This is a genomic window from Mesorhizobium sp. XAP4, from assembly GCF_029269325.1.
Taxonomy (GTDB): domain Bacteria; phylum Pseudomonadota; class Alphaproteobacteria; order Rhizobiales; family Rhizobiaceae; genus Mesorhizobium; species Mesorhizobium ciceri.
Map to the genome: position 1 here is coordinate 221218 of NZ_JARIXW010000008.1, position 25622 is coordinate 246839.

The 25622-nt window shown below is 58.8% G+C and carries 23 protein-coding genes and 1 pseudogene; 13 read left to right on the plus strand and 11 right to left on the minus strand.

The window, feature by feature from the left end; translation table 11 throughout:
• Positions 1-187: 187 nt before the first annotated feature.
• The 3 genes from P3C39_RS29585 (at position 188) to P3C39_RS29595 (ending at position 5111) form a co-directional block, all read left to right on the plus strand.
• Positions 188-3340: a GAF domain-containing protein gene (locus P3C39_RS29585; RefSeq protein WP_275954771.1), complete on the plus strand. Its 3153-nt coding sequence runs from the start codon at positions 188-190 to the stop codon at positions 3338-3340.
• Positions 3341-3451: 111 nt separating this feature from the next.
• The gene (locus P3C39_RS29590; RefSeq protein WP_027161870.1) at positions 3452-3778 is read left to right on the plus strand and encodes a low affinity iron permease family protein; all 327 of its coding nucleotides are present in this window, start codon (positions 3452-3454) and stop codon (positions 3776-3778) included.
• Positions 3723-5111 carry a phospholipase D-like domain-containing protein gene (locus tag P3C39_RS29595; RefSeq protein WP_275954770.1) on the plus strand — a complete coding sequence of 463 codons (1389 nt, stop codon included), beginning with the start codon at positions 3723-3725 and terminating at the stop codon, positions 5109-5111. The genes P3C39_RS29590 and P3C39_RS29595 overlap by 56 nt, the downstream gene beginning before the upstream one ends.
• A gap of 138 nt (positions 5112-5249) precedes the next feature.
• Here P3C39_RS29595 and P3C39_RS29600 read toward each other — a convergent pair whose 3' ends face one another.
• From P3C39_RS29600 to P3C39_RS29625, 6 genes are all read right to left on the minus strand, one after another.
• Positions 5250-5471, minus strand: a complete 222-nt coding sequence (locus tag P3C39_RS29600; RefSeq protein WP_013525114.1) for a hypothetical protein — start codon at positions 5469-5471, stop codon at positions 5250-5252.
• Positions 5472-5480: 9 nt separating this feature from the next.
• Positions 5481-5681 carry a hypothetical protein gene (locus P3C39_RS29605; RefSeq protein ID WP_013525113.1) on the minus strand — a complete coding sequence of 67 codons (201 nt, stop codon included), beginning with the start codon at positions 5679-5681 and terminating at the stop codon, positions 5481-5483.
• Between the two features lie 714 nt (positions 5682-6395).
• Positions 6396-6689, minus strand: a complete 294-nt coding sequence (locus P3C39_RS29610; RefSeq protein ID WP_013525111.1) for a DUF768 domain-containing protein — start codon at positions 6687-6689, stop codon at positions 6396-6398.
• Between the two features lie 142 nt (positions 6690-6831).
• Positions 6832-7434: a DUF4142 domain-containing protein gene (locus tag P3C39_RS29615; RefSeq protein WP_082826787.1), complete on the minus strand. Its 603-nt coding sequence runs from the start codon at positions 7432-7434 to the stop codon at positions 6832-6834.
• Between the two features lie 59 nt (positions 7435-7493).
• A complete protein-coding gene (locus P3C39_RS29620) occupies positions 7494-8891 on the minus strand; it encodes a cytochrome b6 (protein WP_013525109.1) in 1398 nt (465 codons plus the stop codon).
• Positions 8892-9125: 234 nt separating this feature from the next.
• Positions 9126-9371, minus strand: coding sequence for a hypothetical protein (locus P3C39_RS29625; protein WP_013525108.1), 246 nt, complete (start codon positions 9369-9371; stop codon positions 9126-9128).
• A 714-nt stretch (positions 9372-10085) separates the two neighbouring features.
• On the opposite strand from P3C39_RS29625, the gene P3C39_RS29630 reads away from it, so the two are divergent.
• Positions 10086-10595, plus strand: coding sequence for a DUF892 family protein (locus P3C39_RS29630; protein ID WP_024504634.1), 510 nt, complete (start codon positions 10086-10088; stop codon positions 10593-10595).
• 511 nt (positions 10596-11106) lie between these two features.
• Here P3C39_RS29630 and P3C39_RS29635 read toward each other — a convergent pair.
• On the minus strand, positions 11107-11271 hold the full coding sequence (locus P3C39_RS29635; RefSeq protein WP_164752019.1) for a hypothetical protein: 165 nt from the start codon (positions 11269-11271) through the stop codon (positions 11107-11109).
• A 109-nt stretch (positions 11272-11380) separates the two neighbouring features.
• On the opposite strand from P3C39_RS29635, the pseudogene P3C39_RS29640 reads away from it, so the two are divergent.
• Positions 11381-11566: pseudogene (locus P3C39_RS29640) on the plus strand (amino acid synthesis family protein); the annotation flags it as partial.
• Positions 11567-12016: 450 nt separating this feature from the next.
• Positions 12017-12334, plus strand: coding sequence for a metalloregulator ArsR/SmtB family transcription factor (locus P3C39_RS29645; protein WP_050596224.1), 318 nt, complete (start codon positions 12017-12019; stop codon positions 12332-12334).
• A 113-nt stretch (positions 12335-12447) separates the two neighbouring features.
• On the opposite strand, the gene P3C39_RS29650 is transcribed toward P3C39_RS29645, so the two are convergent.
• Positions 12448-12747: a DUF1236 domain-containing protein gene (locus P3C39_RS29650; RefSeq protein WP_013525105.1), complete on the minus strand. Its 300-nt coding sequence runs from the start codon at positions 12745-12747 to the stop codon at positions 12448-12450.
• Between the two features lie 464 nt (positions 12748-13211).
• Here P3C39_RS29650 and P3C39_RS29655 point away from each other — a divergent pair, with 464 nt between their 5' ends.
• The 3 genes from P3C39_RS29655 to P3C39_RS29665 all read left to right on the plus strand — a co-directional run bounded on the left by P3C39_RS29655 (position 13212) and on the right by P3C39_RS29665 (position 15755).
• Entirely contained in the window at positions 13212-13589 is a 378-nt protein-coding gene (locus P3C39_RS29655; protein WP_063170791.1) for a low affinity iron permease family protein, read from the plus strand.
• 590 nt (positions 13590-14179) lie between these two features.
• Entirely contained in the window at positions 14180-15136 is a 957-nt protein-coding gene (locus P3C39_RS29660) for a DUF4142 domain-containing protein (RefSeq protein ID WP_346016456.1), read from the plus strand.
• A 22-nt stretch (positions 15137-15158) separates the two neighbouring features.
• On the plus strand, positions 15159-15755 hold the full coding sequence (locus P3C39_RS29665) for a hypothetical protein (protein WP_013525101.1): 597 nt from the start codon (positions 15159-15161) through the stop codon (positions 15753-15755).
• Positions 15756-16255: 500 nt separating this feature from the next.
• Here the strand turns inward: P3C39_RS29665 and P3C39_RS29670 are convergent, their stop codons facing one another.
• Complete coding sequence (locus P3C39_RS29670; RefSeq protein ID WP_275954769.1) at positions 16256-18028, minus strand: SLC13 family permease; 1773 nt, start codon at positions 18026-18028, stop codon at positions 16256-16258.
• A 1141-nt stretch (positions 18029-19169) separates the two neighbouring features.
• Here P3C39_RS29670 and P3C39_RS29675 point away from each other — a divergent pair.
• A complete protein-coding gene (locus P3C39_RS29675; protein ID WP_224673150.1) occupies positions 19170-20099 on the plus strand; it encodes an NAD(P)/FAD-dependent oxidoreductase in 930 nt (309 codons plus the stop codon).
• A 63-nt stretch (positions 20100-20162) separates the two neighbouring features.
• Here P3C39_RS29675 and P3C39_RS29680 read toward each other — a convergent pair whose 3' ends face one another.
• Positions 20163-20402 carry a hypothetical protein gene (locus P3C39_RS29680; RefSeq protein ID WP_013525097.1) on the minus strand — a complete coding sequence of 80 codons (240 nt, stop codon included), beginning with the start codon at positions 20400-20402 and terminating at the stop codon, positions 20163-20165.
• A gap of 693 nt (positions 20403-21095) precedes the next feature.
• Here P3C39_RS29680 and P3C39_RS29685 point away from each other — a divergent pair.
• From P3C39_RS29685 to P3C39_RS29695, 3 genes are all read left to right on the plus strand, one after another.
• Positions 21096-21389, plus strand: coding sequence for a helix-turn-helix transcriptional regulator (locus tag P3C39_RS29685; protein WP_013525096.1), 294 nt, complete (start codon positions 21096-21098; stop codon positions 21387-21389).
• A gap of 239 nt (positions 21390-21628) precedes the next feature.
• The gene (locus P3C39_RS29690; protein WP_024504642.1) at positions 21629-21880 is read left to right on the plus strand and encodes a hypothetical protein; all 252 of its coding nucleotides are present in this window, start codon (positions 21629-21631) and stop codon (positions 21878-21880) included.
• Positions 21881-22194: 314 nt separating this feature from the next.
• A complete protein-coding gene (locus P3C39_RS29695) occupies positions 22195-22470 on the plus strand; it encodes a hypothetical protein (protein ID WP_013525094.1) in 276 nt (91 codons plus the stop codon).
• Positions 22471-24193: 1723 nt separating this feature from the next.
• Here the strand turns inward: P3C39_RS29695 and P3C39_RS29700 are convergent.
• Positions 24194-25093 carry an SIR2 family protein gene (locus P3C39_RS29700; RefSeq protein WP_024504643.1) on the minus strand — a complete coding sequence of 300 codons (900 nt, stop codon included), beginning with the start codon at positions 25091-25093 and terminating at the stop codon, positions 24194-24196.
• Positions 25094-25622: the final 529 nt, after the last annotated feature.

A 25622-nucleotide genomic window follows, 5' to 3' on the forward strand; every position in this document is an offset into this window, starting at 1 on the left:
GCAGGTGTCATTAAACTATGATGCACGGCGCGTCGTTCGCCCGTTGAGGGCGCATACGGAGTTGTCCTTCGCTGTCGTGACGCAAGTTTCTTCGCAATGCGTCGGCGGCCTAGCCCCGACCTGTTGTCCGGCGCCTGGAACTCTTCGCGACTGACGGCATTATCTAGTCCGACCAACCGGGGGCGAAATGGGAGTCACGTCACGCGAAAGTTCGTCTGAAGTGCAGCGCTTCCAGCTTCTGGCGGGGTTGGGTGACAGGATTCGGGAGATCGATGATCCTGCCGAACTGGCATTTGCGGCAGCGGAATTGCTTGGGAAGCATTTTGGCATCAGTCGAGCCGGATATGGCACGATCGATCTCGAGAAAGAAACGATAGCCATCGACAGAGACTGGAACGCGCCGGGAATCCGAAGTCTGGCCGGAACTCTGAACTTCAGGGACTACGGCTCCTATGTCGATGATTTGAAACGAGGTGAGACGGTCGTCTTCGAGAATGCCGAGACAGACCCGCGAACCCACGACCATGCCGAGGCTCTCAAAGCAATCAGCGCCCAATCCGTCATCAACATGCCGGTCACGGAGCGCGGCGGGTTGGTTGCGTTATTGTACCTCAATCACTCCGAGCCAAGACACTGGACGCCGGCCGAGGTTGCTCTGGTTTCGGAAGTGGCTGACCGGACGCGCACCGCAATTGAACGGCTTCGTGCGGAGAAGGCCCTGCGTGAAAATGCCGAGCGCCTGGCCTTTCTGGATCGCCTCGGCAGAGAGATATCCCCGGCGACAGATGCCGACGCTGTCATGGAGGTCACCACCCGTCTACTTGGCGAACATCTAGGCGTTTCGATTTGCGCCTACGCTGACATGGAGCCGGACCAGGACCACTTCACCATTCGCGGCGACTGGAGCGCTCCTGGCTCGCCTAGCATCAGGGGATACTACAGTCTTGCCGATTTCGGTCGCCTCGCTGTTGGCAATCTGACCGCCAATCGGCCGCTCGTCATCAACAACAATCTCGAGGAAATTGCACCAGAGGAAGCAAAGACCTTTCAGGATATCGGCATAACGGCAACGATCTGCATGCCCTTGGTCAAGCAAGGCCGGCTGGCTGCGCTAATGGCCGTTCACGACACGCAGCGCCGCGTCTGGTCGCAGCGCGAACTGTCCTTGCTGGCGGAGGTGACAGAGCGGTCATGGGCTCACATCGAGCGCGTCCGCTCGGAACAGGCTGCCCGAGCGAGCGAGGAGCGGCTAAGGCTAGCGACCGATGCAGCCGCTATCGGAACGTGGGACTATGATCCCATCACAAGGGTGCTGCGTTGGGACGACCGATGCAAAGCTCTCTTCGGTCTGCCACCTGAGGCGGAGGTGACATATGAGAGCGCGTTCCTGGCCGGTCTCCATCCAGAAGACCGCAAAAGGGCGGATGAGGCCGTACGCCGGGCGCTCGCGCCGGGCGAGTCTTCCCGCTACGACATCGAATATCGGACGATCGGGCTGCGCGACGGAAAGGAGCGTTGGATAGCTGCAACGGGCGAATCTCTTTTCCGGTCCGGACGCGCGGTGCGTTTCATCGGCACCGTCATGGATATTACCGCGCGAAAGCGGGTGGAGAGCCAGCTTCAGATGATGAATGCGACTGCCGCCGCCGTGGCAGCCGAGCTGGACGTGGAGCGCATTGTCCAGATTGTCACCGACGCTGGCGTCGCGCTGTCAGGCGCGCAATTCGGAGCTTTTTTCTACAATGTCCTCGATGACAAGGGGGACAGCTATGTGCTCTACGCCCTGTCGGGAGCGCCACGCTCCGCTTTCGAAAATTTCCCCATGCCACGCAACACGGCCGTCTTCGAGCCTACTTTTCGCGGGACGGGCGTGGTGCGTTCCGATGATATCCTCATGGATGGGCGCTATGGAAAAAATCCGCCGAGGAAGGGAATGCCGGAAGGCCATCTTCCCGTGCGATCCTATCTTGCCGTGCCGGTCATTTCGCGATCGGGCGAAGTGCTGGGTGGCCTGTTCTTCGGACATTCCGGTTGCGGTGTCTTTGCCGCAGAGCATGAGACAGCCTTGCTGGGGCTGGCCGGTCATGCCGCCACGGCAATCGACAACTCCCGACTGTTCAAAGCGCTGCAGACGCTCAACGCCACTCTTGAGCAGCGTGTGGCTGAGGAAGTTGCCGAACGCGTCCGAGCAGAAGAGCACCTGCGCCAGGCGCAGAAGATGGAGGCCGTGGGACAGCTTACCGGTGGCATCGCCCACGACTTCAACAATATGCTGGCTGTCATCATTGGCGGTTTGAATCTCGTGCAGCGCAAGCTCCGAAACGGCGACACGAACGTGAACCACTTCGTCACCGGTGCAATCGATGGGGCACAACGCGCTGCGGAACTTACCAGGCGGCTGCTTGCCTTCTCCCGCCAGCAGCCCTTGGCACCGACGCGCCTGAACCCTAATCGACTCGTCTCCGGCATGAGCGAACTGCTGAGCCGGACGCTTGGAGAGACCATAGCAATCGAGACGGTGCTCGCCGCTGGGCTGTGGCATGTGGAGGCCGATGCGGGGCAATTGGAAAGCGCATTGCTCAACCTTTGCGTCAACGCACGCGATGCCATGCCCGGCGGCGGAAAGCTCACGATTGAAACGTCTAACGCCCATATTGACGATCGGTATGCGAGAGAAAACGCGATCTCCTCGGGCCAGTATGTGATGATAGCGGTCACCGATTCCGGAACGGGCATGACTGCGGACGTGCTGGCAAGAGCCTTCGATCCGTTCTTCACCACAAAGGGAGTCGGCAAGGGTACCGGATTGGGACTTAGCCAAGTGTATGGGTTTGTTCGTCAGTCCGGCGGCAGCGTCAAGATCTATTCCGAACTCGGTGTCGGAACCACCTTGAAGATCTATCTACCGCGGTCGCATGGCGGCATTCCCGACAGCCCGGCCGCCGCCTTGGCGGGCGAGCATCCGGGACGTTCAGACGAGGTCATCATGATCGTCGAGGATGAAGATCGTGTACGCCTGATGGCCGCAGAAGCGCTGCGAGAACTGGGCTATTCCGTCCTGGAAATGTCGGGGCCACGAGACGCACTTGCCGCCGTGGAGAGCGGGCATGTGCCTTCGCTTCTGTTCACCGATGTGGTCATGCCGGAAATGTCAGGCCGCGAACTGGTGGAAAAGGTCAGGACATCGCACCCGTCACTAAAGGTGCTCTACACCACCGGCTACACGCGAAACGCGATTGTTCACAATGGCACGCTCGATTTTGGAACGGAGCTTTTGACCAAACCCTACACGATCGACGAGCTGGCCGAGAAGGTCCGAAAGGTGCTCGATCGAAAGTAACGATCGGCCAGAGGCGATGTACTCAAGCGGCCGACCCAAATCCACTGCAGGCACTGCGGGGCGGTATGATGTCTCGCCGGAACCAGGGGGGACTGCCGCGAGTTCTCTGGAATGGCAAATCATCCGATCACCAGCGCCCTTACCACAATCGGCACACTGACTTCCCGTCCCGCTGCGTTCCTGGTCCTGTTGGCCTACGCAATTCTTTGGATGATTTTCGAGCGACAGAGCTTGGATTGGCATGGAGCCGCAACATTGTTCACGTGGGCGATGACGCTGTTCATCCAGCGCGCGGAGCACCGCGACACTCAAGCGATCCACGCCAAGCTGGACGAGATCCTGCGGTCAGATCACGCGGCTTCAAACATCACCCGGATCGACGATGAAGAGCCCGAGGAGATCGAAAAACATCGCCATCGCCAGCAACAGGGCGATTGACGTGCAGCCTTTCGGTTCCGTTGCGTCAGGCGCCCGCAAGAAGACCTCCCGCATTGCGCCTTGGCGAAAGGTGCTCATCTATCTGGCCATTGCCGCCATCGGCAGCCTGCTCACGGTGTTGATCATAAACCTCACTCCGCAGCCGCGCGTTCTACGATCTATCGTCCCCCACCGGTTCGACGCTGCGGATCCCCAATTTTCCAAGACGATGAGCAGCTATTCGCAAGGGCAGATGTTCGGTTCCAACGCGGTCCAAACTCTCGTCAACGGAGACGAAATATTTCCCTCAATGCTGCAAGCAATCGGGGCGGCTCGATCCAGCGTCAACATGGAAACGTATATTTATTGGTCAGGAGCCATCGGCTACGAGTTCGCGATCGCATTGGCGACGAAGGCCCGCGAAGGCGTGGAAGTCCGCGTGAACGTCGACTGGGTTGGCAGCCTTCCCTTCGACGAGGACCTGATCCGCATCATGACGACGGCAGGTGTGCGGTTCGAGCGCTATCGGCCGCTACGCTGGTATACGTTGGACCGTGTAAACAACCGAACTCATCGCAAGCTGCTGATCGTTGATGGCCGGATCGCTTTCACTGGCGGGGTCGGCATTGCCGATGATTGGCGCGGGAACGCACGCAACTCAAATGAATGGCGCGACACCCATTACCGGATCGAAGGACCAGCCGTGCCCGCATTCCAGGCGGCGTTCGCCGAAAACTGGCTTGAGACGACCGGCGAGACATTGCAGGGCGGGAAGTTCTACCCTGCAGTTGCGGCCGCTGGCGGTCTCGATGCGCAGTTGATACTTTCTTCGCAGCCAAACGGCTCGGAGAACATGGAGTTGATGATGTTGGCGGCAATAGCCGCGGCCAAGGATCATCTGCGCATCGGCATGGCCTACTTCGTGCCGGACGACATCGCGCTGCAGCAGATTCTTGATGCAAGGAAGCGAGGCGTCTCGGTCGATGTCATCGTCCCCAATTGGCTCACGGATGTGCCTGTGGTGCGAAAGGGCTCGCGCTTTTTCTGGGGCGAATTGCTCAAGGCCGGTGTGCGCATCTTTGAGTTTCAACCCACAATGTACCATCCCAAGCTTTTGATCGTCGACGATGTCTGGGTGAGCTTTGGCTCGGCTAATCTGGATGAGCGATCCTTGCGCCTCAACGATGAGGCCAGTCTGAACGTCTACGGCTTGGAATTCGCGCGGACGCAAATAGACGTTTTCAACGAGGACCTGAAGCGATCAAGGCAGGTCAGTCTGGAAGAATGGCAAGCGCGTCCGCTAAGCGAAAAGGTCACCGACTACTTTGCGAGCAGGTTTCGCTCCCAGCTCTGATAATGGCGAGGAGGCGGAGATCCAAAGTCCCGCGATTGCTCGCCAGGTATTCGCAGCCTTGCTGGATCAGGTCGCGGAAGCCCTCCCAGCCGCGCTCGCCGCTGGACTCTCCCAGTGTTCCGCACGGATGTGGAGAGCCTAAAAGACTTCGATCACCTTACGGCTTCTCTTTTTGAGAGCCTGGATGGGTTTGCGGCGAGTTTGCGGCTGCGCCGGCGACGACTCCACCGGACGCTGTGCAAGCCTTGCCTGTCTCAGCCGCGCCGTCTTCTCGGCGCGTTGTGCGCGTTCAGCGTCCAGCGTCTCTTGGCTGATGCGTTTGGCGCGGTCGTATCTTTCCTTGTCATGATTGCGCGTCACGGACACCTCCTAGCCAGCAACAAAAATCCTGCGAACCTTTTTGGTGACACGCTGCTTGCGTTCTATGGGAGACGGCGTGATAGCCTGTGCGAGGCGCGCTTCCTTCAACCGCGCCGTCTTGGCGGCGCGCTCAGCACGTTCCTTGTCGACAATGATTGCTGCAGCTGATGTGGTCTTCTCGTTGCGAGCGTCATTATTGGTCCGCGGCATCTCAGCGCCTCGCCTTAATTCTTGTCGCCCGCAGAGCCATTTTGTACCTGGGTCGTGCTCTAACCTGGTGTATCGCCCCCTTGGGCGAGATTTTGCCTCGATGAGCCGGCTTCTTGCGCAGGTGGTTGTCGTTGTCCGCTTGTGGGATGGCCATCTCGGTTCTCCTATGCGGGCCGAACTTCGATATGACACAAGTGTTCCAAGGCAACGCGCAAGCTGCTGGGCTATTTTCGATGCAAGGAAACGCGCTTCAGGCGCGTGATCGGGGAACCGTGACAGGGGGCCGTAGCTGGAACTTTGAGAGCGCAGATAGCGTCGGCGCCTGCACATGAACGGCGGTCTTCTCCCCTCTCGCAAAAGCTGTCAGCCGCGGCGGTGCGATCACCGGCAGCAAAGGAGCTTGCTGTCGACGATGAACTTCCTGGCGACGAGATCGTTCGGACTTTGCTGCGGCGCAGGATCCCCCCGCGAGCGCATTAGCTGGGTATTGTATGGCGTTAGGGCCGTTGAACCACCACCGGGGTGTGTCAGCAGCACCTTACAGGCAGCCGCAGGTCCAAACGAGCAGCACCGTTCCAAGCGCATAAGGGACCAGAAGCAAACCTATCGTCACCCAGAAAGCCGGCTCTGCCAAGGCGGCCATGTCCTTGCGAAACTGCTCCATGGGGCTACCCCGGCAACTTCGACAAACGAAAAGAGCTGATCTGGTATGGCCTACGGCCCGCTTTTGGCATCTTCGACCTCCAGCGCATCCATGAGGGCTGCCACATCGCTGGGTTCGCCAGCGGCGTCACCATGCACGCCAGTTCGCGCTTTCTTGAGCGCTTGCTCGATCGCATCTTCAATGTTTCCGAGCTCGTCCTCACGCACCTCGCGACCATAACCGGCCGCTTCGGCATCCTGCTCGAATTGCTGAGCCAGCACGGCGAAGCTCACTTCCTCTTGGCCGGCAAGAGTGCCGACATTCTCCTGCAGCCAGCTTTCAAAAAACTCTTTGGTCGCGTTCATCGGATAACTCCTCCACCGGATTAAGCGCGGCGGCGATCCGAAGTTCCGCCATGGCGTCACTTTCTCAATCAGACGAACAGAAGCGCGTGCGCTGACATTCACGGAAGGCAGCTGAACTTTCAGGTGCCACATGACCGCCGCTTCATTTGGCCTTTTGCGTATCCGGCGCGAACAGGGCTTGGCCTGCCAGCTTCGCGTGCAACGTGCGGGCCAGGTCAAGATGTTCAAGCACCGTCGGCAGCTTTTCGGAGGCGAAGCGCTGAAGCGCTGCATCCTCGCCCGAGCCTATCTCCCAAGCCAGGAGCTGCGCCGTCCTTTGGTGATCGACGATCTGCGCCCTCAGGTACGCCAGCTCAAACGCGGCGCCGTCGAGCTTTTCGAGATCGGAACGGATTTTCTTGTGATCTGGATCGAGCCCTTCGGGAAGTGGAATCTTGCTTTTATCGGCCACGGATTTCAGCTGCTCATTGGCCTTGTTGTGATCATCGACCATCCGATTTGCAAATTCACGGAGGTCTTCGTGGCTTGTCTTTCCAGCCGCGAGTCGCCCGAACTCTATCTCGGCCCTGCCGCCTGCCGTAATTAGCTGTACGAAAAGCCGATCCTGATAATTCGTCTGGTGCGGTGCTGGAACTCCAGGCTTCTCCATACTGGTATCGGGGGCAAGACCGGCTGGATTGCCGATTTGCGCCAGCGCACAGCAGGGCGACACTGCCAGGACTACTGTCATTATGGCGGCACGCATGAACTGTCCTCCATTCAATACCTAGTTAATTGTCGGCCACGGTTTTTCCCGGATGATGTCTAGAGCGTGAGCAAATAGGCCACCAATGCTTCCTTTTCCGATTGGTCGAGCTTCGTTCCGAGCACCAGGTTGAAGAACTCAACGGTATCGCCCAGCGTCATCAGACGGCCGTCATGAAGATAGGGCGGAGAATCCTTGATCCCGCGCAACGTGAAGGTCTTGATGGGTCCATCTGGAATGGCAACCTGGTCGTTGAACGTCTGACCAACTTTGTAGAATCGCTCGAGCTTCAGGTCGTGCATATTGTTGTCCATGAAGGACTGGGCTGGAACATGACATTCGCCGCAGCGGCCCTTTCCCATGAACACCTGCTCGCCCTTGATCTCCAGCGCACTGGCGGTAGCCGGGTCAAGTCGTCCAAATGGATCGAGCTTGGGTGCCGGAGGAAAATCGATGATGTTCTGCATCTGCGCCATCATCGCGACCTGGTTGGGCCGATCCGGCAGGTTCACGCCCTTGCGGGTGGCGCTCACGTGATCGCCGTTGAAATAGGCGGTGCGCTGTTCGAACTCCGTAAAGTCTTCCACGGAACGCAGCGAGCGCTTGGATCCGTGGATCTGCTGGTTGAACAAGCCGCGCAGGCTGGTTGTGTCGAGCCGGAAGCGCTCGGCTTGCGGCCGCACGTCCGGGGTGAGGTGAAACGCCCCGTTGGTGTGGAAATTGGAATGGCAATCGAGGCAAGCGACACCCGTGCTTTGCATCGCTACCTTCCTGTCCTCGGTCTGGTTGAATTCCTCCTGCGGAAATGGCGTCAGCAGCAGACGAAGTCCTTCCATCTGCACGGGCGTGATGATGCCGTTCATGTATTCGTAGAAGTTGCGTATCGTCAGCAGATCCCCTCGCGACACATCTCCAAGCTCCGGGTGCGTGGTCAGAAATATTGGAGGTGGAAACTCCGGGGTAAGGTGATCCGGTAGATCGAAATCGACGTCGAAGCGGCGCAGATCGCGTCCTTCATCAGCGCCGATCTCTCTAATCTCACTTTCAGGAAAGACCTGACCTCCGGCGGCCTGCTTGACGTGCGGCAACGGTAGGAAGCCTTGCGGCAACAGACCACGATCACGAATTTCCTGAGGGGTTTTCGCTGCCAGGCTGCTCCAGGTTTCGCCTGCCGGCAGTTTCACTCGCGAGCCTTCTTGTACAGCCTTGCGCCCGCCCGACATCATGACGCCGGGCATCGGCCGGTCGGCCAGATCGTAACGGCTCTCGAGCAGGCCGCGTTGCCGTTGTGTCACAGCCGGCTTTTGCGCCTCGTCAGTTTCCTTGACCGCAGAAAAAGGCAAGCTTGGCAATGGACGATACGTCAGATCCGGCGGCAGCGGGTCCGAAGCAACATTGAGCGTGAACGTTGCAGCGCCAAGCAGGACCGGCAAACCAAGATTGAAGATACGCGACATATCCCCTCCCCACAGCGTTGAATTTGGCCCCAACCAGTGCGCGCAAGCTTTGTTCCATAGCTTTGATAGCCCCAACGCTCACGCTCGGCTTTTCGATGATCACCGGTGTCGCTGCTCTGGAGGGTGCGATCTGCGTGCCTTGCCTGCGTACCGCTCTCGCCATCTTCTGGCTGATGACTGCACGTCCGCTGCCGACTCGTGGCCTTGCAGCAGGCCTGCATCGAGCGAAGCTATCTATCCCGACATTCCGGATTGTATCACCCCATCGGCCGACGACCCGTCAGACATCGCCGCATTGTTGATCTGGTCCGTCCCGAACTGAGCGACCTGAACCATCATGGCCCTGGCCTTTGCAATGAGTTCATCGTCGGGAAGAGTATGCCCGGCCTGCAGGGTAACTGTAATACACTCGCCTCCCTCGCCCCGAAATTCCACGACCGGAGCCTGGTCTCGGCTGACGACAACTCCCATCATCTGCATAAAAACCTCCTCGTCGCTTCCTGCATTGGCCAGACAAACGCAACCCAGCTCGGCTATCTAATCCTTGACATAGGCCCCAGGTTGACGCCCGCCTCTGGGCGCCTTGGCGTCTTTCGAATGCTCGGCGACCGCAGGGCCTGCTCCGGATATTTTCTCTGGGGCCGGTGAAGGTGTCGCCGGCTTTGACGGGCTCCTGCCGCTCGATTTCTCGGGGCGGTGTGATATGTCAGTTGAAGACTTGTCTGAAGAAGTCATGGCTCTTTCCCTAGCGCGAAAACCCCAATACCAACCTGCGAAACGCCGTGACGTTCCATCGTGATATGATCTCCGTTGTTGAACCTGGAGGCCTCGCTGGGGCGCACCGGCAATGGGCTGATTTTGCAAGACGAATGGCAACGGCCAAGGCGCTCGGGCAAGACACAGCCTGACACATCGCGGCGCGGGTATTGGAATGCGAGCCGACGCGAAACGCTTCATTGAGATCATCCATCACGGAACCCGCGGCAGGCAGCAGCTTCGTCATTTCTGCAGGAATGCGTTTTGCCAACGCCGACACCGCGACCATGCCCGTCGCCCGCCACTCTCTCCTGGTGCCAAGCGCCCGCTTGCAGCGCCTACCTCGAGGAGCCTGCAATACAGGCTGACTCGGCAGCAACCGATGAGGAACAATATCTCCCTTTGAAAGTTCTGGCCGACCCATGAAGGAGGTATGAAATGTCAGAATCACGCGAATGGCTTGTCCAATGGCTCAGGGATGCTCACGCCATGGAGGAGCAGGCCGAAACCATGTTGAATGGGCAACTGAACCGGATAGAGAACTATCCTGAGCTCAGCGAGCGGATTCGCCAGCACATCCAGGAGACCAGACAGCAGGCTGCTCGGCTGGAAACCTGTCTTGACCGCATCGGACAAGGATCTTCCACACTGAAGGATGCCGGCGGCAAGCTGACGGCAATGGCGCAGTCGCTCAGTGGGGTGTTCGCCGGGGACGAAGTGATGAAGGGATCGCTTGCAAGCTACACGTTCGAGCACATGGAAATCGCCTCCTACACAATCCTGATCGCCGCCGCCAAATCGCTAGGCGAAGCAGAGGTCGCCCAGCTCTGCGAAGAGAATCTGCGTGAGGAAGTTGCGATGGCGGACTGGTTGAAAAGCCATATTCCAGCGACAGCCGAGCAGTTCCTCGCGCGGGCCGACTCGGAGAGTGACAACGCCAAGCGCTGATCTATATCGTGGCTCGCAGGCGATAAGTGAGCGCCGGTCAGCGCAGCGTACGGACCCGCGCTGACCGCCGTGGCGCGGGCCCACATAGCAACTACCTTGACCAGGTAATATTCGTATCGGTCTTGGGGGTGACCGTCCTGTTTGGGCGGCAACGAGAAACCAACGACCTGGTCTGATGACGGCAGTTCCTCATGCGGCGTGGAGCGTCATTCCGATTGAAAACAGGAACTGAGAGAGCGGCATCTTGCGTCAAGACGCAGTCGCAAGAAGCATCGTTAGGCCACTGAAGTGAGAACCTCCGTCGGGCCGGGCCACGAAACATTCGGCAGCGGTCGGGCGTTGTGTCGGGAGTTTGGGGCGACCCGCACCGCCATGTTTTCTTGGCAGGTGATCGAGTGCGTTCTGGGAAATCCGCGTGCCACGCGGCCTCCGTTGTGGCCTGACGATTCGTCCCATCAAGCTGGTCGTTTGTGCCCTCATGCGAGGAGGAAGTCCTTCCAGGCCGAGCGGGTCAGGCAACACCGGAGTATTTTTTCATTACCCTTGCTGCTCGCACGAGTGACGACCAATCAGCTCCCATAGTGGCGACGAGGTCACTAGCTTCTTCGCTGGAAATGCCGGTGCGGGCGGCGAGCTTCTTCGCAAGCAAATCGAAAGCCAGTTCGACTATCGTCATCGTTCAGCCCTTTCGCTAAGCTCTCCAATACCCTCTCGGAGGGTCTCTCGCATTAGCCCATGTTAATGACGCCATTATCCGCGAGGCGAGAAGCAATTTCCTTCACCTCGTGGGCGGCACGACCTATCTCGAATTCTGCAACACACGCAGCGCGCCTGGCGCGCTGCTGTCGCTTCCGATGATGCACAAGAGCGAGAACGGTCGCCGCTCACACTTCATCACCGCCAATTTTCAGATCGCAGACGGCCCGGCTGCCGACGAGATCGTCGTGGCCATCGGTGCTGCGGACGGCGGCTGGGTCGGCATGCGTCAGGAAGGCAGTCGCCGATTGACGGGAACAATTTAGCGAACAGTAAATTCAACGGTCTTCTGGTAGGAGGCAAAAGTGTCCCAGCGAAGCGTCGACAAAGACCGATTGGAGCGCGCAGACCGCGAGGCAAAAGTTGCTAACGCGGCCGAGAGAGAGGCGCGTTATTTGAAAACTGCGCGACTTCGAGAACAACGCCTTGCTGCCGAAGCCAAGGGTCCCCAGGCTTCGAAGAAAGGCCGATCCAGGAGCTAAGGCGCTTAGCCGCCGAGGCTGGCCGTGAGACAGCGACGCCCTTCTGATGGAACATACACCACGCTAATAGTTCTAGCGCGCCGGGCACGCGACGATCCCGGCACATCCTCATTGGGGCGCCCGCCGCTGCCGTTAAGGGAGGCCGGCGCAAGGCGCGCTCGACGCGTGAGCGAGGGGAACATCATGAATCCCGAAAAGCCCAGCATTTATGCGCCATCCGCCGAGCTGCTCGCTGCCATGGCTAATGAAAAGCGCCTTCTCGCTCTAATGATTCTTGCTGACGGAGAAATGTCCGTTTCTGATCTGGCGCCGCGATTGGGGCTTAGCAACTCAGCACTCTCCCAGCATCTCGGCATGATGCGAGAATCTGGTCTGGTCACCCGGAGGCAGGAGCGCCATAAAGCGTATTACTCGTGCACAGATCTTGCCCTGAAAGTCCTTGAGCTCCTGGACTGGCTTGTTGAGCGGAAAACTCTGCCTGGCCGCGACCATCATCCATGAAGCCGGACCTTTGGAAGGTTGCGATGTCGGGACTCAAGGCTCGTCACCGGATTGTGGAGATTTGTAAGCTTCGACCCCGCCGCCAGCGATGGCGGCGGGGTTGGATGGTTCGTTCAGTCATAAACCTTGATGATTTTCCGGGTGCCCGGGTCCACCAGCACCGTGCGGTTGTCGACCACAACGTAGCGATATTTGACGTTGGGGACCTCATGGATCTCAACCGTTTCCGGCAGGGCTGTCCCGACATTCAGTTCCACGCCGGGGAGCTTGACCGACGCCAGGGGCTGCTTCTTCACATATTCGCGGATGACGGTGTCCTGTTCCGGCTGGATGATGATGTCGTCCGCGGCGGCTGAGCCGATCCCAGCCAATAGCAACATCGCTGCTGCGGTGTTCTTTAGAAGCATGTTCATATCTGCACTCCTGTAGGGACGGGCGCAACACGATCATCGTCCCGCGCCGCCCGGCAAGTTGAACATGGAGCCGCCCTAAACGTTCCGCCCTAGGTACTTAGGTCTAGTCCCCTTGGGACCTAAGTCTGGTTCTGGAAACCGCATTGGTCCTGTCAGCGGCAGCGGCTGGAACGCTTGGCTTCCGCGGCTGTTGTGTCTCGAATTTGGAAGAATGCAGATGGATAAAGTGTGGACCAAGCACGCTGGTTGTTCGCGGCTGTGATGGCACTCGTTCTTGGCTGGCCTGTGGTGGATCGGCGCAGCAACGTCCCTTCCGACGCCGAACCCCTGTATCTTTAACCTGCAGTAGGTGACCTGATGTTGCGCGACAAGGAGAGTCGGATCTTAGAGGCAGGCCTGCTGGCGGCGGTGCCTGTTTGTGTGGCGATTACCGCACTGGTCGCCTTGATGACCTTGGCCAGCATATGAATCGGTTCCTTTTCGCAGCCTCCGACTTCCTATCTCGGCCGCCAGGCTTCTATGTCATGCTCGTGGCAATGGTTTTGTGCACCGCCCTGGTGCCTTTTGGACTGACAAATGCGGTCACCTATGCCCTGTCGGTTGCCGCCATCGTGATCACCGGTGTTGTCCTTCTACAAGGCTATCGCGATACCGCCGCCATTCACGCAAAACTCGACGAGATCATCGTTTCACTGAACGAAACCAGGAACGACGTTGTCGGATTGGAGCATGCGGAGCCGGACGAGATCAGGGAGAAGCTTGTAAAACTCGAAGAAGAAGCGTCCCGAACAGTCGGGGCTGCCAGGCGCGAACTTTCGAAAGCAACAGGAGAGAGATCATGAACAATCTCATTTGGCTCGTTGGTGCGGTGGTCGTCGTCTTGGCGATTTTGAGTTTTTTTGGTCTTCGGTAGGCGACGAGCATTTCCGCCGACAACCTGAAGGATCAGGGGGAACTACACTTGGCGTCGCAATTGCTTTCATGAATGACAATCAGCCGCCCCCCGACAAGTTGATATCCGAGCCACCGCCAGATTGGCAGGGCGTGTTTTTTGCCACCGCTGCCCTCGTCTCGTCCTTATGCGCCCTGCTGCTGGCATTTTGGATGTCTCTTTGACCGCTGTCGGAGGGGCCCACTGTCCTATCAAGAGCCAAAAAGGTTTGGCATCAAAGTTGCATTGACAAGTTGGGGCGGATGAAGCCCGCCGCTTCGCAAATGGGGCGGCGGGCTTTCACAAGCTAACCCTCAGAAACGAGCCTTGGCCGGCAATTTACTTGGCGAAGGTCACGCATGTCGACCTGCTGACACCGCCGGGATGCCTGGGTAAGCGCAATCTGTGGCGCTACCGACGTCTTTCCGCCGTGTGGTGATCTTCTGGTCGGCCGTCCCGTCTGCTTCAGGCTCTTTGCCGGCAAGCATACCAAACTCACCGTTGGATTTTTTCCGCCATCAGGTCCCCTCTGCGAGCAATGGCAACTCTTCGATCGGTCTGGGGTTCCTGGACAATCTGGGATCGGTGTCACTCCGCCCAGCTCGTGACGGCGGGAATGGCGCCCCGAAAATATCCGACATTTATCAAGGCCCGGAACAAAGATGGCGCCGGGAGATTGGAGTTCATCGTCCTCCTCAACCAAGGAACCTAAGCATGAGAACCAAACTACGCATGGCATCGCTGTCGATCGCGACCGCAATGACCGCTGTGCTGCCCGCCTTGTCAGCAGAGACGGCCCAGGACTTCGTCACGAAGGCCGCGATCGGCGGGATGTTCGAAGTGCAGTCCAGCAAGGTCGCTCAAAGCAAGCTCCAGGATCCGACCCTTAAGGATTTCGCGCAGAAGATGATCTCCGACCACGGTGCTGCGAACGCCAAACTCGAGAGTATTGCCGGCGAACAGAAATTGCAGGTGCCCGCCGACCTCGACGCTGCCCACAAGAACGAAGTCGACAAGTTGCAGTCAGCTGCGGCGCCAGTCGATGCAACCTATGCCGACATGCAGAAGACGGCGCATGCCGATGCTGTAAGCATGTTCGAAAGCTACGCCAAGGAAGGCGACAATTCCGCTCTCAAGTCGTTTGCAAGCGAGACGTTGCCGACACTCAAGATGCATCAGGAGATGATTGGCAAGGTCGCGGCTGTCGCTCCTGCCCCCGACAGTTCCGCGCCAGCCGCGTCCGATGCGGACGCCACAAATTCTGTGGCACCGGTGCCTGGCGCCAACAGCTTCACCGAGGACCAGGCCAAGAACGCCATCGAGAAGGCGGGCTACTCGGACGTCTCCGCCCTGACGAAGGATGACAAGGGCATCTGGCGTGGAACGGCGAGCAAGGACGGCAAAGCAGCACCCATCGCCCTCGACTTTCAAGGCAACGTCGTTGCCGGCAAGAATTGATCACCAACCAAGGACAAATCAGATGAAAACCGTAACAGGCCTCTTCGACAATTATGATCAAGCAAGCGACGCTGTGGGCGAGCTTGAAGCCACGGGCGTTCCGCACGACGATATTAGCATCGTGGCGGGTAATTCGGGCGGCCGGCTTACGGGCGAAGCGTCGGAGGCTGGCGAGGATGCGGCAGCAGGGGCTGGTGTCGGCGCCGTAGTCGGCGGGGCCGGCGGCCTGCTCACCGGCCTTGGCCTGATGGCCATACCTGGTCTCGGCCCCGTGGTTGCCGCGGGCTGGCTGGCAGCGACTGCGGTCGGCGCTGTCGGCGGTGCCGTGGTCGGTGGCGCAGCTGGCGGCATCATCGGCGCGATGACAGAGTCCGGTGTGCCGGAAAGCGACGCACATGTTTATGCCGAAGGCGTTCGGCGCGGGGGAACAATGGTTATAGCCAGGGTCGAAGACGACCTTGTCCCCGACGCGGAACAGATACTGAAGCAATATAATTCCGTCGACATAGCCCATCGGCGAACCGAATACGAAGCGGGCGGTTGGACCGGCTTCGATCCAACGGACGAAGTCTACACAGGTGATGACCTGGAAAGCGCCAGAGGTCGTCGCAACGTGTGAGATGAAATGACTGGGCGGCTAACAGCCGCCCTCGTCCTTCCTGCGCGATGTGCAACGCTGGTATCTCAGGTAGCACCAAGGTCGAATGGTCGTCGCGACGACTTGCAGTTCACCAGGGCCCTGCCGCTGAGCAACACACGACTTGTGATGCTGATCGCAGCCCGAAAGGGCCTCGTATTCTCGAAGAAACATTTATCGGCCTGTCGTCATCACGAAGGTGAACCGGCTTTTCCTAGGTGAGAAACGACGTCAATGCTCCCCCAAGCCCCTGACAATCTCGCTGCGGTGTATAGTCCATGGCCTAAGGTTTGTTTGCTGGCTTTCCCTTTGCCCCGATAGAGCGGCCGGAACACAGTTTCTGTTGCCGCGGGCGGGACGAGAGGGGAACTGCTGGCGACACTGACCGCAGGTTGGCCAGCCCGCGTCAGGCTTGCGCGGCGACCTCATTCACGAATGTGGTGTCGTGTGGGATTTCCAAGAAGGCATCCGAATATCGGATGTCAGTTCATTGGCCAGACGATCATAAGCAGCGGCACAGCAACAATGACTACGAGGAAAGACAGGGGCAGTCCCAGACGCGGATAGTCGCTGAAGCGGTAGCCACCCGGCCCCATGACAAGCGTGTTGCACTGGTGTCCGATCGGGGTGAGAAAATCACAGCCGGCGCCAATGGCGACAGCCATCAAAAACGGTTCGGGCCTGTAGCCCAGATCACTAGCAAATTCGGCGGCGATAGGCGCCATGACAAGGACGGTGGCGGCATTGTTGAGGAATGGCGTAACGGCCATGGCGGCGACAAGGATGAGCGTCAGAGCGCCGGACGCCGGAAGGAGGGTCCCCAGTCTAGCAAGCTCGCCGGCAACTACTCCCGTAGCTCCTGTACTGCGTAGTGAATCGCTCACTGGAATGAGAACGGCGAGCATGACGAGGATAGGCCCATCGAGCGATTGGTAAACATCGCGGAGCGGAATGACCTTGAAAAGCACAATCGCGACCGCGGCCGCGAAAAAAGCGACGGACACTGGCAGCAGCCCAAACGCCGTCGCCACCATGGCGAGAGCAAGGACCACTACCGGCACGATACCCTTGCGGACGCTACCAAGAAGGATAGCCCTTTCTGCCAGCGGTAAGCAGCCGAGTTCACGAAGTATCTCGGGCATCCTCGCTGCACTGCCCCGCAAGACGACAACGTCCCCGAGCCTCAGCTCGACTGCGGCCAGCCTGCGGTCGAGGCGCTCCCCACGACGGCTGACGGCCAGGAGGTTGACATTGAAGCGATCGTAAAGGGCAAGGCGCTGGGCGGTCCAGCCGATCAAAGAGGAGCTTTCACCGATTACGGCTTCGATAGCGACCATTTCGTTGGTGGTGTCGTCACCACCGCCCCTATCCCCGGTCACGCTGAGCCTGCCCTGGGAGACAAGGCGATCCAGCGCTTCTGGGTCGCCCTCGAGCAACAGGATGTCATCCACCTTGAGGACCACGTCGGGCAGTGGCGTCATCCGCATCGTGCGATTGCGCAGGATCGACGTCACGATTGCATCGCCCCCGGCGAGCTTCATGAGGTCTGCGACGGTTTTCCCGAGCACCGTGGAGTCGGCGACAATTCGAGCCTCTGTAAGGTAATTCTTGATGTCGAGGGCTTCATTCAGTGACCCGCCATGCTTTTCGCGCACCGGCAACAACCAATAGAAAAACAGCAGGAAGATCGTTCCGGCAGCGGCTATGGCAGCTCCAACAGGTGTGAAGTCGAACATTGTGAAGGCGGTTCCGATCAGCTCCTCTCGCACTCGGGACACTACGATGTTGGGTGATGTTCCCACCTGCGTCATTAGTCCGCCGAGCAGTGACCCGAATGCCATGGGCATCAGGAATATCGAGGGTGAAATGTTAGACCGGCGCGCGAACTGGAAGGCGATCGGAATCATAATAGCGAGCGCCCCGATATTCTTTACAAAGGCAGAGAGGATCGTGACCACGATCACCAGCAGCGCCAGTTGCGACCGAACTCCCGATAATTTCGGAGCAAAGCGCTTGATCGCTGCCTCCATGATTCCCGAGCGTGCTATCCCTGCGCTCACCAGCAGAGCACTGCCGACAATAACCACGATATCGTCGCTGAACCCGCTGAAGGCTTCGTCAAAAGGCACTATGCCAACCGCGAGAGCAAGCAACAGTGCCACAGCCGCGACCAGATCATATCGATAGCGACCCCACACGAACGCTGCCATCATCACGAAGGTTACGGCAAACGACAAAATTTGCGGCGTAGTCATGTCTTCGAAGGCCCCGGCGCCAGTGCGACTAATGAGAAACCCCAAACCGCCCCTTTTGTTGCTTCGCTCATTGCGGGGCGCAAAGCGGTCCGGCGGCGTTGGGCCAGGAGCGGATCGGCAGCGTTTAGAAACGGATTTTACGAAGCGGTCTTCGGACTTTGACAGACATCGATGTGCTCTGACCAATCCGACGCTTCAGCCCCAAACCAGGAAGGCCGAGCCGGGATCAAAAAGGATGCGCTTGCCTCATGTCGAGTCCACCTGGAAAACCGCCCGGAGACCACGGATCGGGCGGCGTGCGGAGATCTTTTTCTCACCTGAAGTGCCACAGCAACACCCCCGATATGCAGGGAGGTGCCTCTGGTGCCTGACCCGTGGGCGAGCAGTTTTCTTGGCTACATTCGATTCTCAGGAAGCTTGAATCACGCGGCCTCTCTTTTGTTTTCGTAGCTGACAGGAGCCCCCTCGAAAGCCAGATCACTCCCGCGAGCCCAGTTCTTCTCAGCATCGATCAGCTCATTCTCCCCAGTCAAGCCGTTCAGAAACAGCCTGAGTACGTGCGCAGCTGTCCGTTCTCCGGCCCACGAAGCAACAGGTACGCCGCGCTGTTCGCAGACCGTCGCACAAACACGGGCAAGCATCACAATATCGCTCGGTTCCAAAAATCGACCTGGATACAACATACCGTCCTCTGTTGGAAAGCCTCGTGAGCCTTTGATTACGCGAGGTCACCGGCAGCAACAATCAACTATGATAGTCTGCACCTCGACTGGGTCAGTAAATTTGAGCGGCCCTTCAGACGATCGGCATTGCGCCCTCCGGATCGGAAGGACGGGGCTATCAGGTGGGTTTTCCCGGCAGGTCGATCCGATTCGAATCGCGTCGGCTTGGGAAATGCGCACGGTCGCAGGTCTAACAAGTTGGCCTGTGAAATGCCATGTCGGCATTTTCGGGCACCTCGAATTGAAGCCTGATTTGCAGAAGCTGGAATCGCTTGATGGCGAAGACTGCGCAAATCAGATTGAGGCGCGCGCCATCGCCCGGTGAAAGGGACCTCGACGAGTTGCCGCGTAAATCACGTTTGGAGGCCTGACCGTCGCTCATCCCCTCTGCCAAAGCAGGGAACAAGATCCTGTTTGCAATGTTGGGCGAAATGCCAATTTCTTCCCCCGGTCATGAATTCGACGTGGCTATTGTCGGCGGCGGCCCCGCAGGACTTGCGGCAGGCATGTATCTGGCCAGATTCCTGCATTCGGTGATCGTGGTCGACGCTGGCGACGCACGAGCCAAGCTCATTCCAAAATCGCATAACTGTCCTGGCTTCCCGGACGGCGTAGGCGGGTCAGAGTTGCTCGGCCGTCTCAAAGCCCAGGCACAGAGATACGGTGCAGGCGTAGTGGACGGTCGTGTAGCGGGCGCCAAGAAGCGCGACGGGACCTTTGTGCTGACGACCACCTTCGGGACCATCCGAGCAAGGCGCGTGGTTCTTGCAACCGGGATCGTGGACAAGGCCCCGGCAATAGAAGGGCTGGAGGAGGCCGTCGCGGCCGGCACCGTCCGACTGTGTCCGGTCTGCGACGCCTATGAGGCCGTGGGCAAGCGCATCGGCGTCGTCGGCCCAGAGCATCTGGCGCTCAAGGAAGCCCTGTTTTTGAAGGAGTACAGCGGTCAGGTTACCTTGCTTGCCAACTATCCGGAGGATATTTCCGATGCCGCCCGCGGCATGGCCTCGGCAGGCGGCATCGAAATCTGGGACACCGTCGAGGATCTTGTTGCTCGAGCAACCGGGTTCGGCGTTGTCATGGCCGACGGTGCGCCAATGCGGGAATTGGATGTGGTGTACCCCGCAATGGGGTCTGATGTGCGCTCTGAACTTGCCGTCGCACTCGGTGCAGAGTGTGACGCGCAAGGATATGTTCTGGTCAGCCGACACCTCGAAACGTCGACTGCGGGTCTCTATGCCATTGGAGACGTGGCTGAGGGCCTCAATCAAATTGCCGTTGCGTTTGGCCATGCCGCCACCGCAGCAACACATATCCACAATGCACTTCAGTCTAGACCGGAAAGCTGACCGGCCACCCTAGCACAGGGCGCGCGCCATAGCGCTCCAGGTCAGTGCGCTTCGAAGGACGCTTCAGATCCGCTCATCGGTGGCCGGCCTCGGGCGCGAAACGTTCAAATCAATTTTGTCCGGCAGGTTTGGCCAGGCATTTTTGATAGCGGTGGTTGTCATTCTATGGACAGGCGGGATGATGACCATCCGGACGTGTCGTTCAGGCCAGAGCGGGTTCCCGAAAATCAGGAAAACGACTGCTACCAGGACGCTTACCAACCCCGCTGCAAACACATTCGCGATGATCTCACCAGGCTGCATACGCTCTCCATGAATGAGTACCCGCCACGCCAAGCGAGCCGTGGCGGGTATCAACCAACCGACGATGAAGGGACGATGATCGACGGTCACATTTCCAAATGTGGAAAAGGCTTCATTGTTTCACAGGTCAGACCTTTGCGATTCCATGTCGGGCTTTAGTCGGGCCCAGACAAGATAGAGTGCTTGCCAGGAGGTGTGTAGCAGCGCCAGCTTGAACGCCCGTCAACGACCAGCAATAACGGCTTTCGGAAACCAGGTCGCCTTGATCCGCAACATATTTAGTGGGTCCGCCCCACTTGCGGGTAGAGGCGGACCCGGACGAGGCTTGGGGACCTCGACCGGCAGCGGGGGACGCTGCCGCTTTTCCAACCTGCCGCGACATATCAGGTTCCGCTGATTCAAAAAAAGCCCGCCACCGCGAAGTGGCGGGCAGGTTCTGGAGTGTGCTGGGACCAACCAGCATAGGTCAACGAGCCGCAACAGGGTTGGTTGCGATAGCGGCGGACGCCCGCCAACCCGCAGCGCTCGCTTCAGGCGCCCACTGCTTGCCCCCCGTCCCGGTGCCCGCCTATTGCCTGTCGCATGCATTGCTGAGACATCGCTCGTGACGTCCCCCGCGACGGGAATTGCTCGATCCTTCGATCGTCGCATAGATCGAAGGAACATTTTAGACGTATCGAATGTTCAAATCCTATGGACAACCGAACCCAACTTTCACCAGCTCAATCGAGAGCAGCACGCGCCCTGCTGAACTGGCCGCGAGTACGGCTTGCCGCAAAAGCGAGCGTTAGCGAAATGACGATCAGAGATTTTGAGAACGGTATTCGAAATCCGCGTCCCCACAAGATCGCGGCCATGCGTCAGGCGTTTGAGGACGCGGGAATTGCTTTCACCTTCGAAGGCGCTCCATCGCTAGCCCGCCCTGAAGGGCATAGCAGTCTCTCCACCACCAATAGAATGTGGCGCAGCCGGCAGAGACAAGCATAACGATAAAGGTCCTTGAGCCTCGTATTAGCAATCCACTTGACCCACGGCCCACCTAAAGGGGCGAGCCAAGAAACCGGTCAAGCCGGTGAGGCGTCGTTGCTGTATGCATCGTTTGAACATTACTTCGGATACGCTCCTGACTTCTTCATTGACCTCGTCAGGCTTGGTACCGGCATCACCGGCGGCTGGTCCGCAAGGTCGCTGGCAGCCATGGGGGGAGCCGGTTCTGGAAACGGCAGATGGCTCGCGATCCAATCGTCGAGGAACCTGCGGCCGCGAGCATCATCCGGTCAAACCAGGATCGTAGTGGAGATGGCATCGTGGATCGTGCCATAGAGGCTGTCGATGGGCTGGCGGAAGCGTCCATGCAGTCACGATGCTTTCAGCTCATCGAACCTCGGGCGCCAAAGAGTGTTCCGTTGGTTTTTGCTGAAATGGCGGGAACTTTTTCCTCCGGCGGTGATTTTCGTCGCCATGACAAAACTGTCTGACCTTGGACCTCGCATCCCCCGCAACGGGGGTAATTGCATTCGCGAAAAGGACCGCTTCTACGCGTGTCCATCTTGCGGCCAGAAAGTCGATCAGACCGATTTGCGGCAAGTCATGTGGCACGAACGGCCTGGCCACGAGCCGCTGGAGCCGGAAGACAGCGCGACGATAATCAAGTTCCCGGAGCCCCGGAAATAGCGATCAGTCGCATGTGACCCGCCGTCCATCGAGGCAGCGGGCGCGACTTCCCCCCCTCGCAAAAATCAAAGGAACAAAGGTCAGATCTCGCAGTTGTGCGATCACCTGGGAGGGAACGATGTTGCATCACGAAATCGGCACTGTTTCGGACTGGTCGAAGTTGGTGTCGGACGATCCTCTCATCGCCGCCGATATCGCCCAGCGTCTTTCTGTGCTAGCGTGCAATGACAAGTCTACCGCTGCCGACGTCCAGTCGCCCAGCGCCGTGAGATTTCGAGGTTCCGACCTCACCAGCGCAGCACCCACCGAGTATCCGCGGCCGATTGTGCTTCTAGCGACGATCTGTGGGTCGACGGTCGTGGGTATAACGCTGCTTCTGGCGGCGGCGGTTTGAGCCACGGGACCTGATGCCGCTCCCCCAGACACTGTCTTCGATTGAGATGACGCTCGAATGTCCGGCATGCGGAACGGCTTTCATCAAACCGGGGCGTTGGTTCATCGCTGCCGCCCACTATCGGTGCGAAGGTTGCCAGCGTTTACACCGCCTTACCTATCCAGAAAAGGTGGAATTGTTCGACAGATATACCAAGCGTCTGACGACAGTCTCGCAGCGAGGGACAACGAGGCCGCGCGAGTGCCCCAGCTTACAAGGCAACGACAAGGCCAGTGACGCTCCACCGGGACGGGAAGGGTAACCGACGAGGCAGCGGAAGAGTGTTCGCCTGCCAGCACGTCCGGCTGATGCTTGGTTCGATCACTCGTTTTCTGACCATCTCGTTGCATGACAGCGACGACGGCAGAGCTTTGGTTCATAAAACCGAGGAGGTTCGTTTGAGCCTGGCTTCACGTTTAGGACGGCGTCCCGTAGCGGCCGCCACATGATCGAGCGGCCTTCATCCGCTGCAAGCACCTTGCCGCGGCGCACAGATTACGATGGCCGAGATGAAATGATAAAGATTGCCGAGGCGTTGATGAGAGCATCGACACTGATAGACATGCCAAACGTCGGCATGCCGCGATGGTCTGTAGCACTCGCCATTCTGCACGATGCGGAGGGTGGCGCTTCCAGCATGTGGAACATATCGAAAGCCGCTGTGTTCTGGCGCCAAAGGAGATCGCGATGATCCGTTGGCTAGTCAGAATCGGCGCCTTATATGCGGCATACAAACTCGGCGAAGCTGCCGGGCGCAGTGAGCAGGAGGTCATTCCTCTCCCGCCCTCCGACCGGCAACGGCAGCCAGGTAGGCAGGAGCGGACCGACCTCGGCGTCGAGCCATCCTAAAAACGCAGGTCGCTGGCCGCAGGCCGGTTCTTCAGCGAATAAGCTCGTCCCATGACAGGCGTGTGACGCCAACGCTCTGTGCGAAGGACGGGGCGCGGCGCTGAGCTTCGGGATGTTGGTCAATCGATCGATGCACAGCGAAGACCCGTCATTGATCAGCAATGACGGGTCTTGCTTTGAGACCACTTGGCCCGGGGTTGTAAGCCAAGCTGCCACCCAAACTTTGATTCGCGACACAGGTTCCCAGCTTGGCCAAATAATGCCGGTGGCGTCATCACCACACAAAGGCCCGCCGCTGAACGGACCAGGCGGCGACGGGCCGCACCAGACCGCTTGGCTGTGCAGGCCAAGCTGCATGCCGAACATCGATCTTTTCACAAGGGTTCCAGCGCCGTGGTTCGGACCGGAGGAGGCCGGTTCTGGTAGGCAGCGTCCAGGTCGCCGACAGGCACCACACGAACATCTATCCCAAAAATTGCGATCGCATCGGGAGGACTTCGAAGCTGTCGCCAACTTCGGGCACCGATGATGGGAAGCGACGCTGCGCGTGTCCGGCCAAAGTCGCTATAATGTCCAAGGTTGCGTCCCAACAAAAAAGCCCGCCACCTTTCGGCGGCGGGCAGTCTCACAGGGGGAAAACACACTGAACGGGAACAGTGCCCCCTTCGAAGCTCGTTGATGCGAGAATGTTCCAGCGCCTCCGCCAGAATAGTTGAAAGCTCACATGGGAGATCGCATGCTCTATGGGATGCGATTTTCAAACTGGCCACACAAACTGGCTATGATCGCCTCTGGAACGACGTTCTCTGCCGTACGGCGTTCCTTGAGAGCCCGCCTAGCTGCCCCTTGATCTGACTGTTTCAATCGCTCTTTGTCTGACGACGGTTCCCTCATGGGTCGTCTCTCCAGGCTCGGCTCTGTCCCCAACCATCTCCGCCAGCCGGCTGAGGAAGTCCACCAAAGCAGCTTGCGGCTCGTCGATTTCGCCGACGACGACCGAAATGCCCCAACGTCCAAGCACGGCCTCCTCCACAGGGTTTCGGCTGGTCATGAAGATGAACGACGGCGGGCGATCTTTCTCATAGCCGGACCGATGCCACGTCTGCCAGAGACGGTGCAGCAACAACCGAATGTTTGGGTCGGAAAGGCTATAGCCAATGAAGAGGATCGTGCTGCCGAGTGCATCCGAGCGAAAACGCACGTCCAGCGGAGAATTGAAGGAGAGACGATCAAGGTAGTCCGTTTCGGTGAGGACGAGGGAAGAATCCTCGTCGAAATCACCATGGAATTTGACGATGTGGGTAACGCCTTGGCGGGCCTGCGCTACATCGCGTGCATTGGCCACTTTCACGTAGTCCCGACCGTATATTTCGTAAGCCAGTTCCAGGTTCCGGTCATAATTGGTTGTGTAGATGACAGGGAAATCGAGCTTCACGATGAGACGATGCAACTCGGATTTCTCGATCCGGTCCTTGGGGACAGACCAATTTCGGTCCATCCAACTGCGAAGTGGCCCGATGCTGCCATGCTTGATCCGATAATACTCGGCCAGGGTTTGAAAACGATCGCGTCGCATGGAAAATTCGTCGTCGACACCGAGCTCCTTTGCCATCCGCTCTATCAGCTTCTCCCAAGAAGGGAGTCCAACACTGATCGACACCCCTGCCCCAACAAACAGAATTGCGCTGCGGTGGTGAATTGCGTTGGCGAGCGAATCTACAGGGTCATCGTTCATGGCCAAGGCTTTCGAGGCCACGCGCGCAGGCAGACCCTAAAGGCGCTTGTTGTTTCGGTTGCTGTCGATCTTGGAATGCAGCCAACCATCTGGAACCGCACGGCTCATGGCAGCCGCATTGTGGTTCGCTGCCAGCGACCGGCTCCTGTTTCTGCTTACCGGTCATGTGGATCCGGTTCTGCGCCAGCCACTTGCCGCGGCTTCGTTCCAGTCGCGCAATTGCTGAGAGCCTGCGTCGCTTCGGGCCAGGGAAGTCGGCGAGAGGGTAGTTCATTGTCGTGACGGCGATGATTGTCATTCCGGCCTAAACACCCGTGGGCTGACATGTTCCTTGTGCTCGAAAATATTCCATGTGGTGCCTTCGCCAGAGCTACGGGTTCAATGCGGGAATGGTCTCGCGTCCAGGGTCGCGGCCCGCCTCCCCGAAAGCGGCGGCATGCAGCAGTGTGCGTGACCGTCACGGTATGCGGTCACCGCCTCTCCCCGGAATTCGACCACCTTGTTGACCACGACGATTCCCTGCACCTGC

Excerpts from the sequence above, each read along its gene's own strand:
- P3C39_RS29605 (WP_013525113.1), bottom strand. The coding sequence starts at position 5,681 with ATGCCGCGGACCAATAATGACGCTCGCAACGAGAAGACCACATCAGCT.
- P3C39_RS29615 (WP_082826787.1), bottom strand. The coding sequence starts at position 7,434 with ATGCGTGCCGCCATAATGACAGTAGTCCTGGCAGTGTCGCCCTGCTGT.
- P3C39_RS29585 (WP_275954771.1), top strand. The coding sequence starts at position 188 with ATGGGAGTCACGTCACGCGAAAGTTCGTCTGAAGTGCAGCGCTTCCAG.
- P3C39_RS29665 (WP_013525101.1), top strand. The coding sequence starts at position 15,159 with ATGAAAACCGTAACAGGCCTCTTCGACAATTATGATCAAGCAAGCGAC.
- P3C39_RS29610 (WP_013525111.1), bottom strand. The coding sequence starts at position 6,689 with ATGAACGCGACCAAAGAGTTTTTTGAAAGCTGGCTGCAGGAGAATGTC.
- P3C39_RS29680 (WP_013525097.1), bottom strand. The coding sequence starts at position 20,402 with ATGCAGCCTGGTGAGATCATCGCGAATGTGTTTGCAGCGGGGTTGGTA.
- P3C39_RS29695 (WP_013525094.1), top strand. The coding sequence starts at position 22,195 with ATGTTGCATCACGAAATCGGCACTGTTTCGGACTGGTCGAAGTTGGTG.
- P3C39_RS29655 (WP_063170791.1), top strand. The coding sequence starts at position 13,212 with ATGAATCGGTTCCTTTTCGCAGCCTCCGACTTCCTATCTCGGCCGCCA.
- P3C39_RS29595 (WP_275954770.1), top strand. The coding sequence starts at position 3,723 with ATGAAGAGCCCGAGGAGATCGAAAAACATCGCCATCGCCAGCAACAGG.
- P3C39_RS29670 (WP_275954769.1), bottom strand. The coding sequence starts at position 18,028 with ATGACTACGCCGCAAATTTTGTCGTTTGCCGTAACCTTCGTGATGATG.
- P3C39_RS29620 (WP_013525109.1), bottom strand. The coding sequence starts at position 8,891 with ATGTCGCGTATCTTCAATCTTGGTTTGCCGGTCCTGCTTGGCGCTGCA.
- P3C39_RS29675 (WP_224673150.1), top strand. The coding sequence starts at position 19,170 with ATGTTGGGCGAAATGCCAATTTCTTCCCCCGGTCATGAATTCGACGTG.
- P3C39_RS29685 (WP_013525096.1), top strand. The coding sequence starts at position 21,096 with ATGGACAACCGAACCCAACTTTCACCAGCTCAATCGAGAGCAGCACGC.
- P3C39_RS29700 (WP_024504643.1), bottom strand. The coding sequence starts at position 25,093 with ATGAACGATGACCCTGTAGATTCGCTCGCCAACGCAATTCACCACCGC.
- P3C39_RS29630 (WP_024504634.1), top strand. The coding sequence starts at position 10,086 with ATGTCAGAATCACGCGAATGGCTTGTCCAATGGCTCAGGGATGCTCAC.
- P3C39_RS29690 (WP_024504642.1), top strand. The coding sequence starts at position 21,629 with ATGGCTCGCGATCCAATCGTCGAGGAACCTGCGGCCGCGAGCATCATC.
- P3C39_RS29590 (WP_027161870.1), top strand. The coding sequence starts at position 3,452 with ATGGCAAATCATCCGATCACCAGCGCCCTTACCACAATCGGCACACTG.
- P3C39_RS29650 (WP_013525105.1), bottom strand. The coding sequence starts at position 12,747 with ATGAACATGCTTCTAAAGAACACCGCAGCAGCGATGTTGCTATTGGCT.
- P3C39_RS29645 (WP_050596224.1), top strand. The coding sequence starts at position 12,017 with ATGAATCCCGAAAAGCCCAGCATTTATGCGCCATCCGCCGAGCTGCTC.
- P3C39_RS29635 (WP_164752019.1), bottom strand. The coding sequence starts at position 11,271 with ATGACGATAGTCGAACTGGCTTTCGATTTGCTTGCGAAGAAGCTCGCC.
- P3C39_RS29625 (WP_013525108.1), bottom strand. The coding sequence starts at position 9,371 with ATGCAGATGATGGGAGTTGTCGTCAGCCGAGACCAGGCTCCGGTCGTG.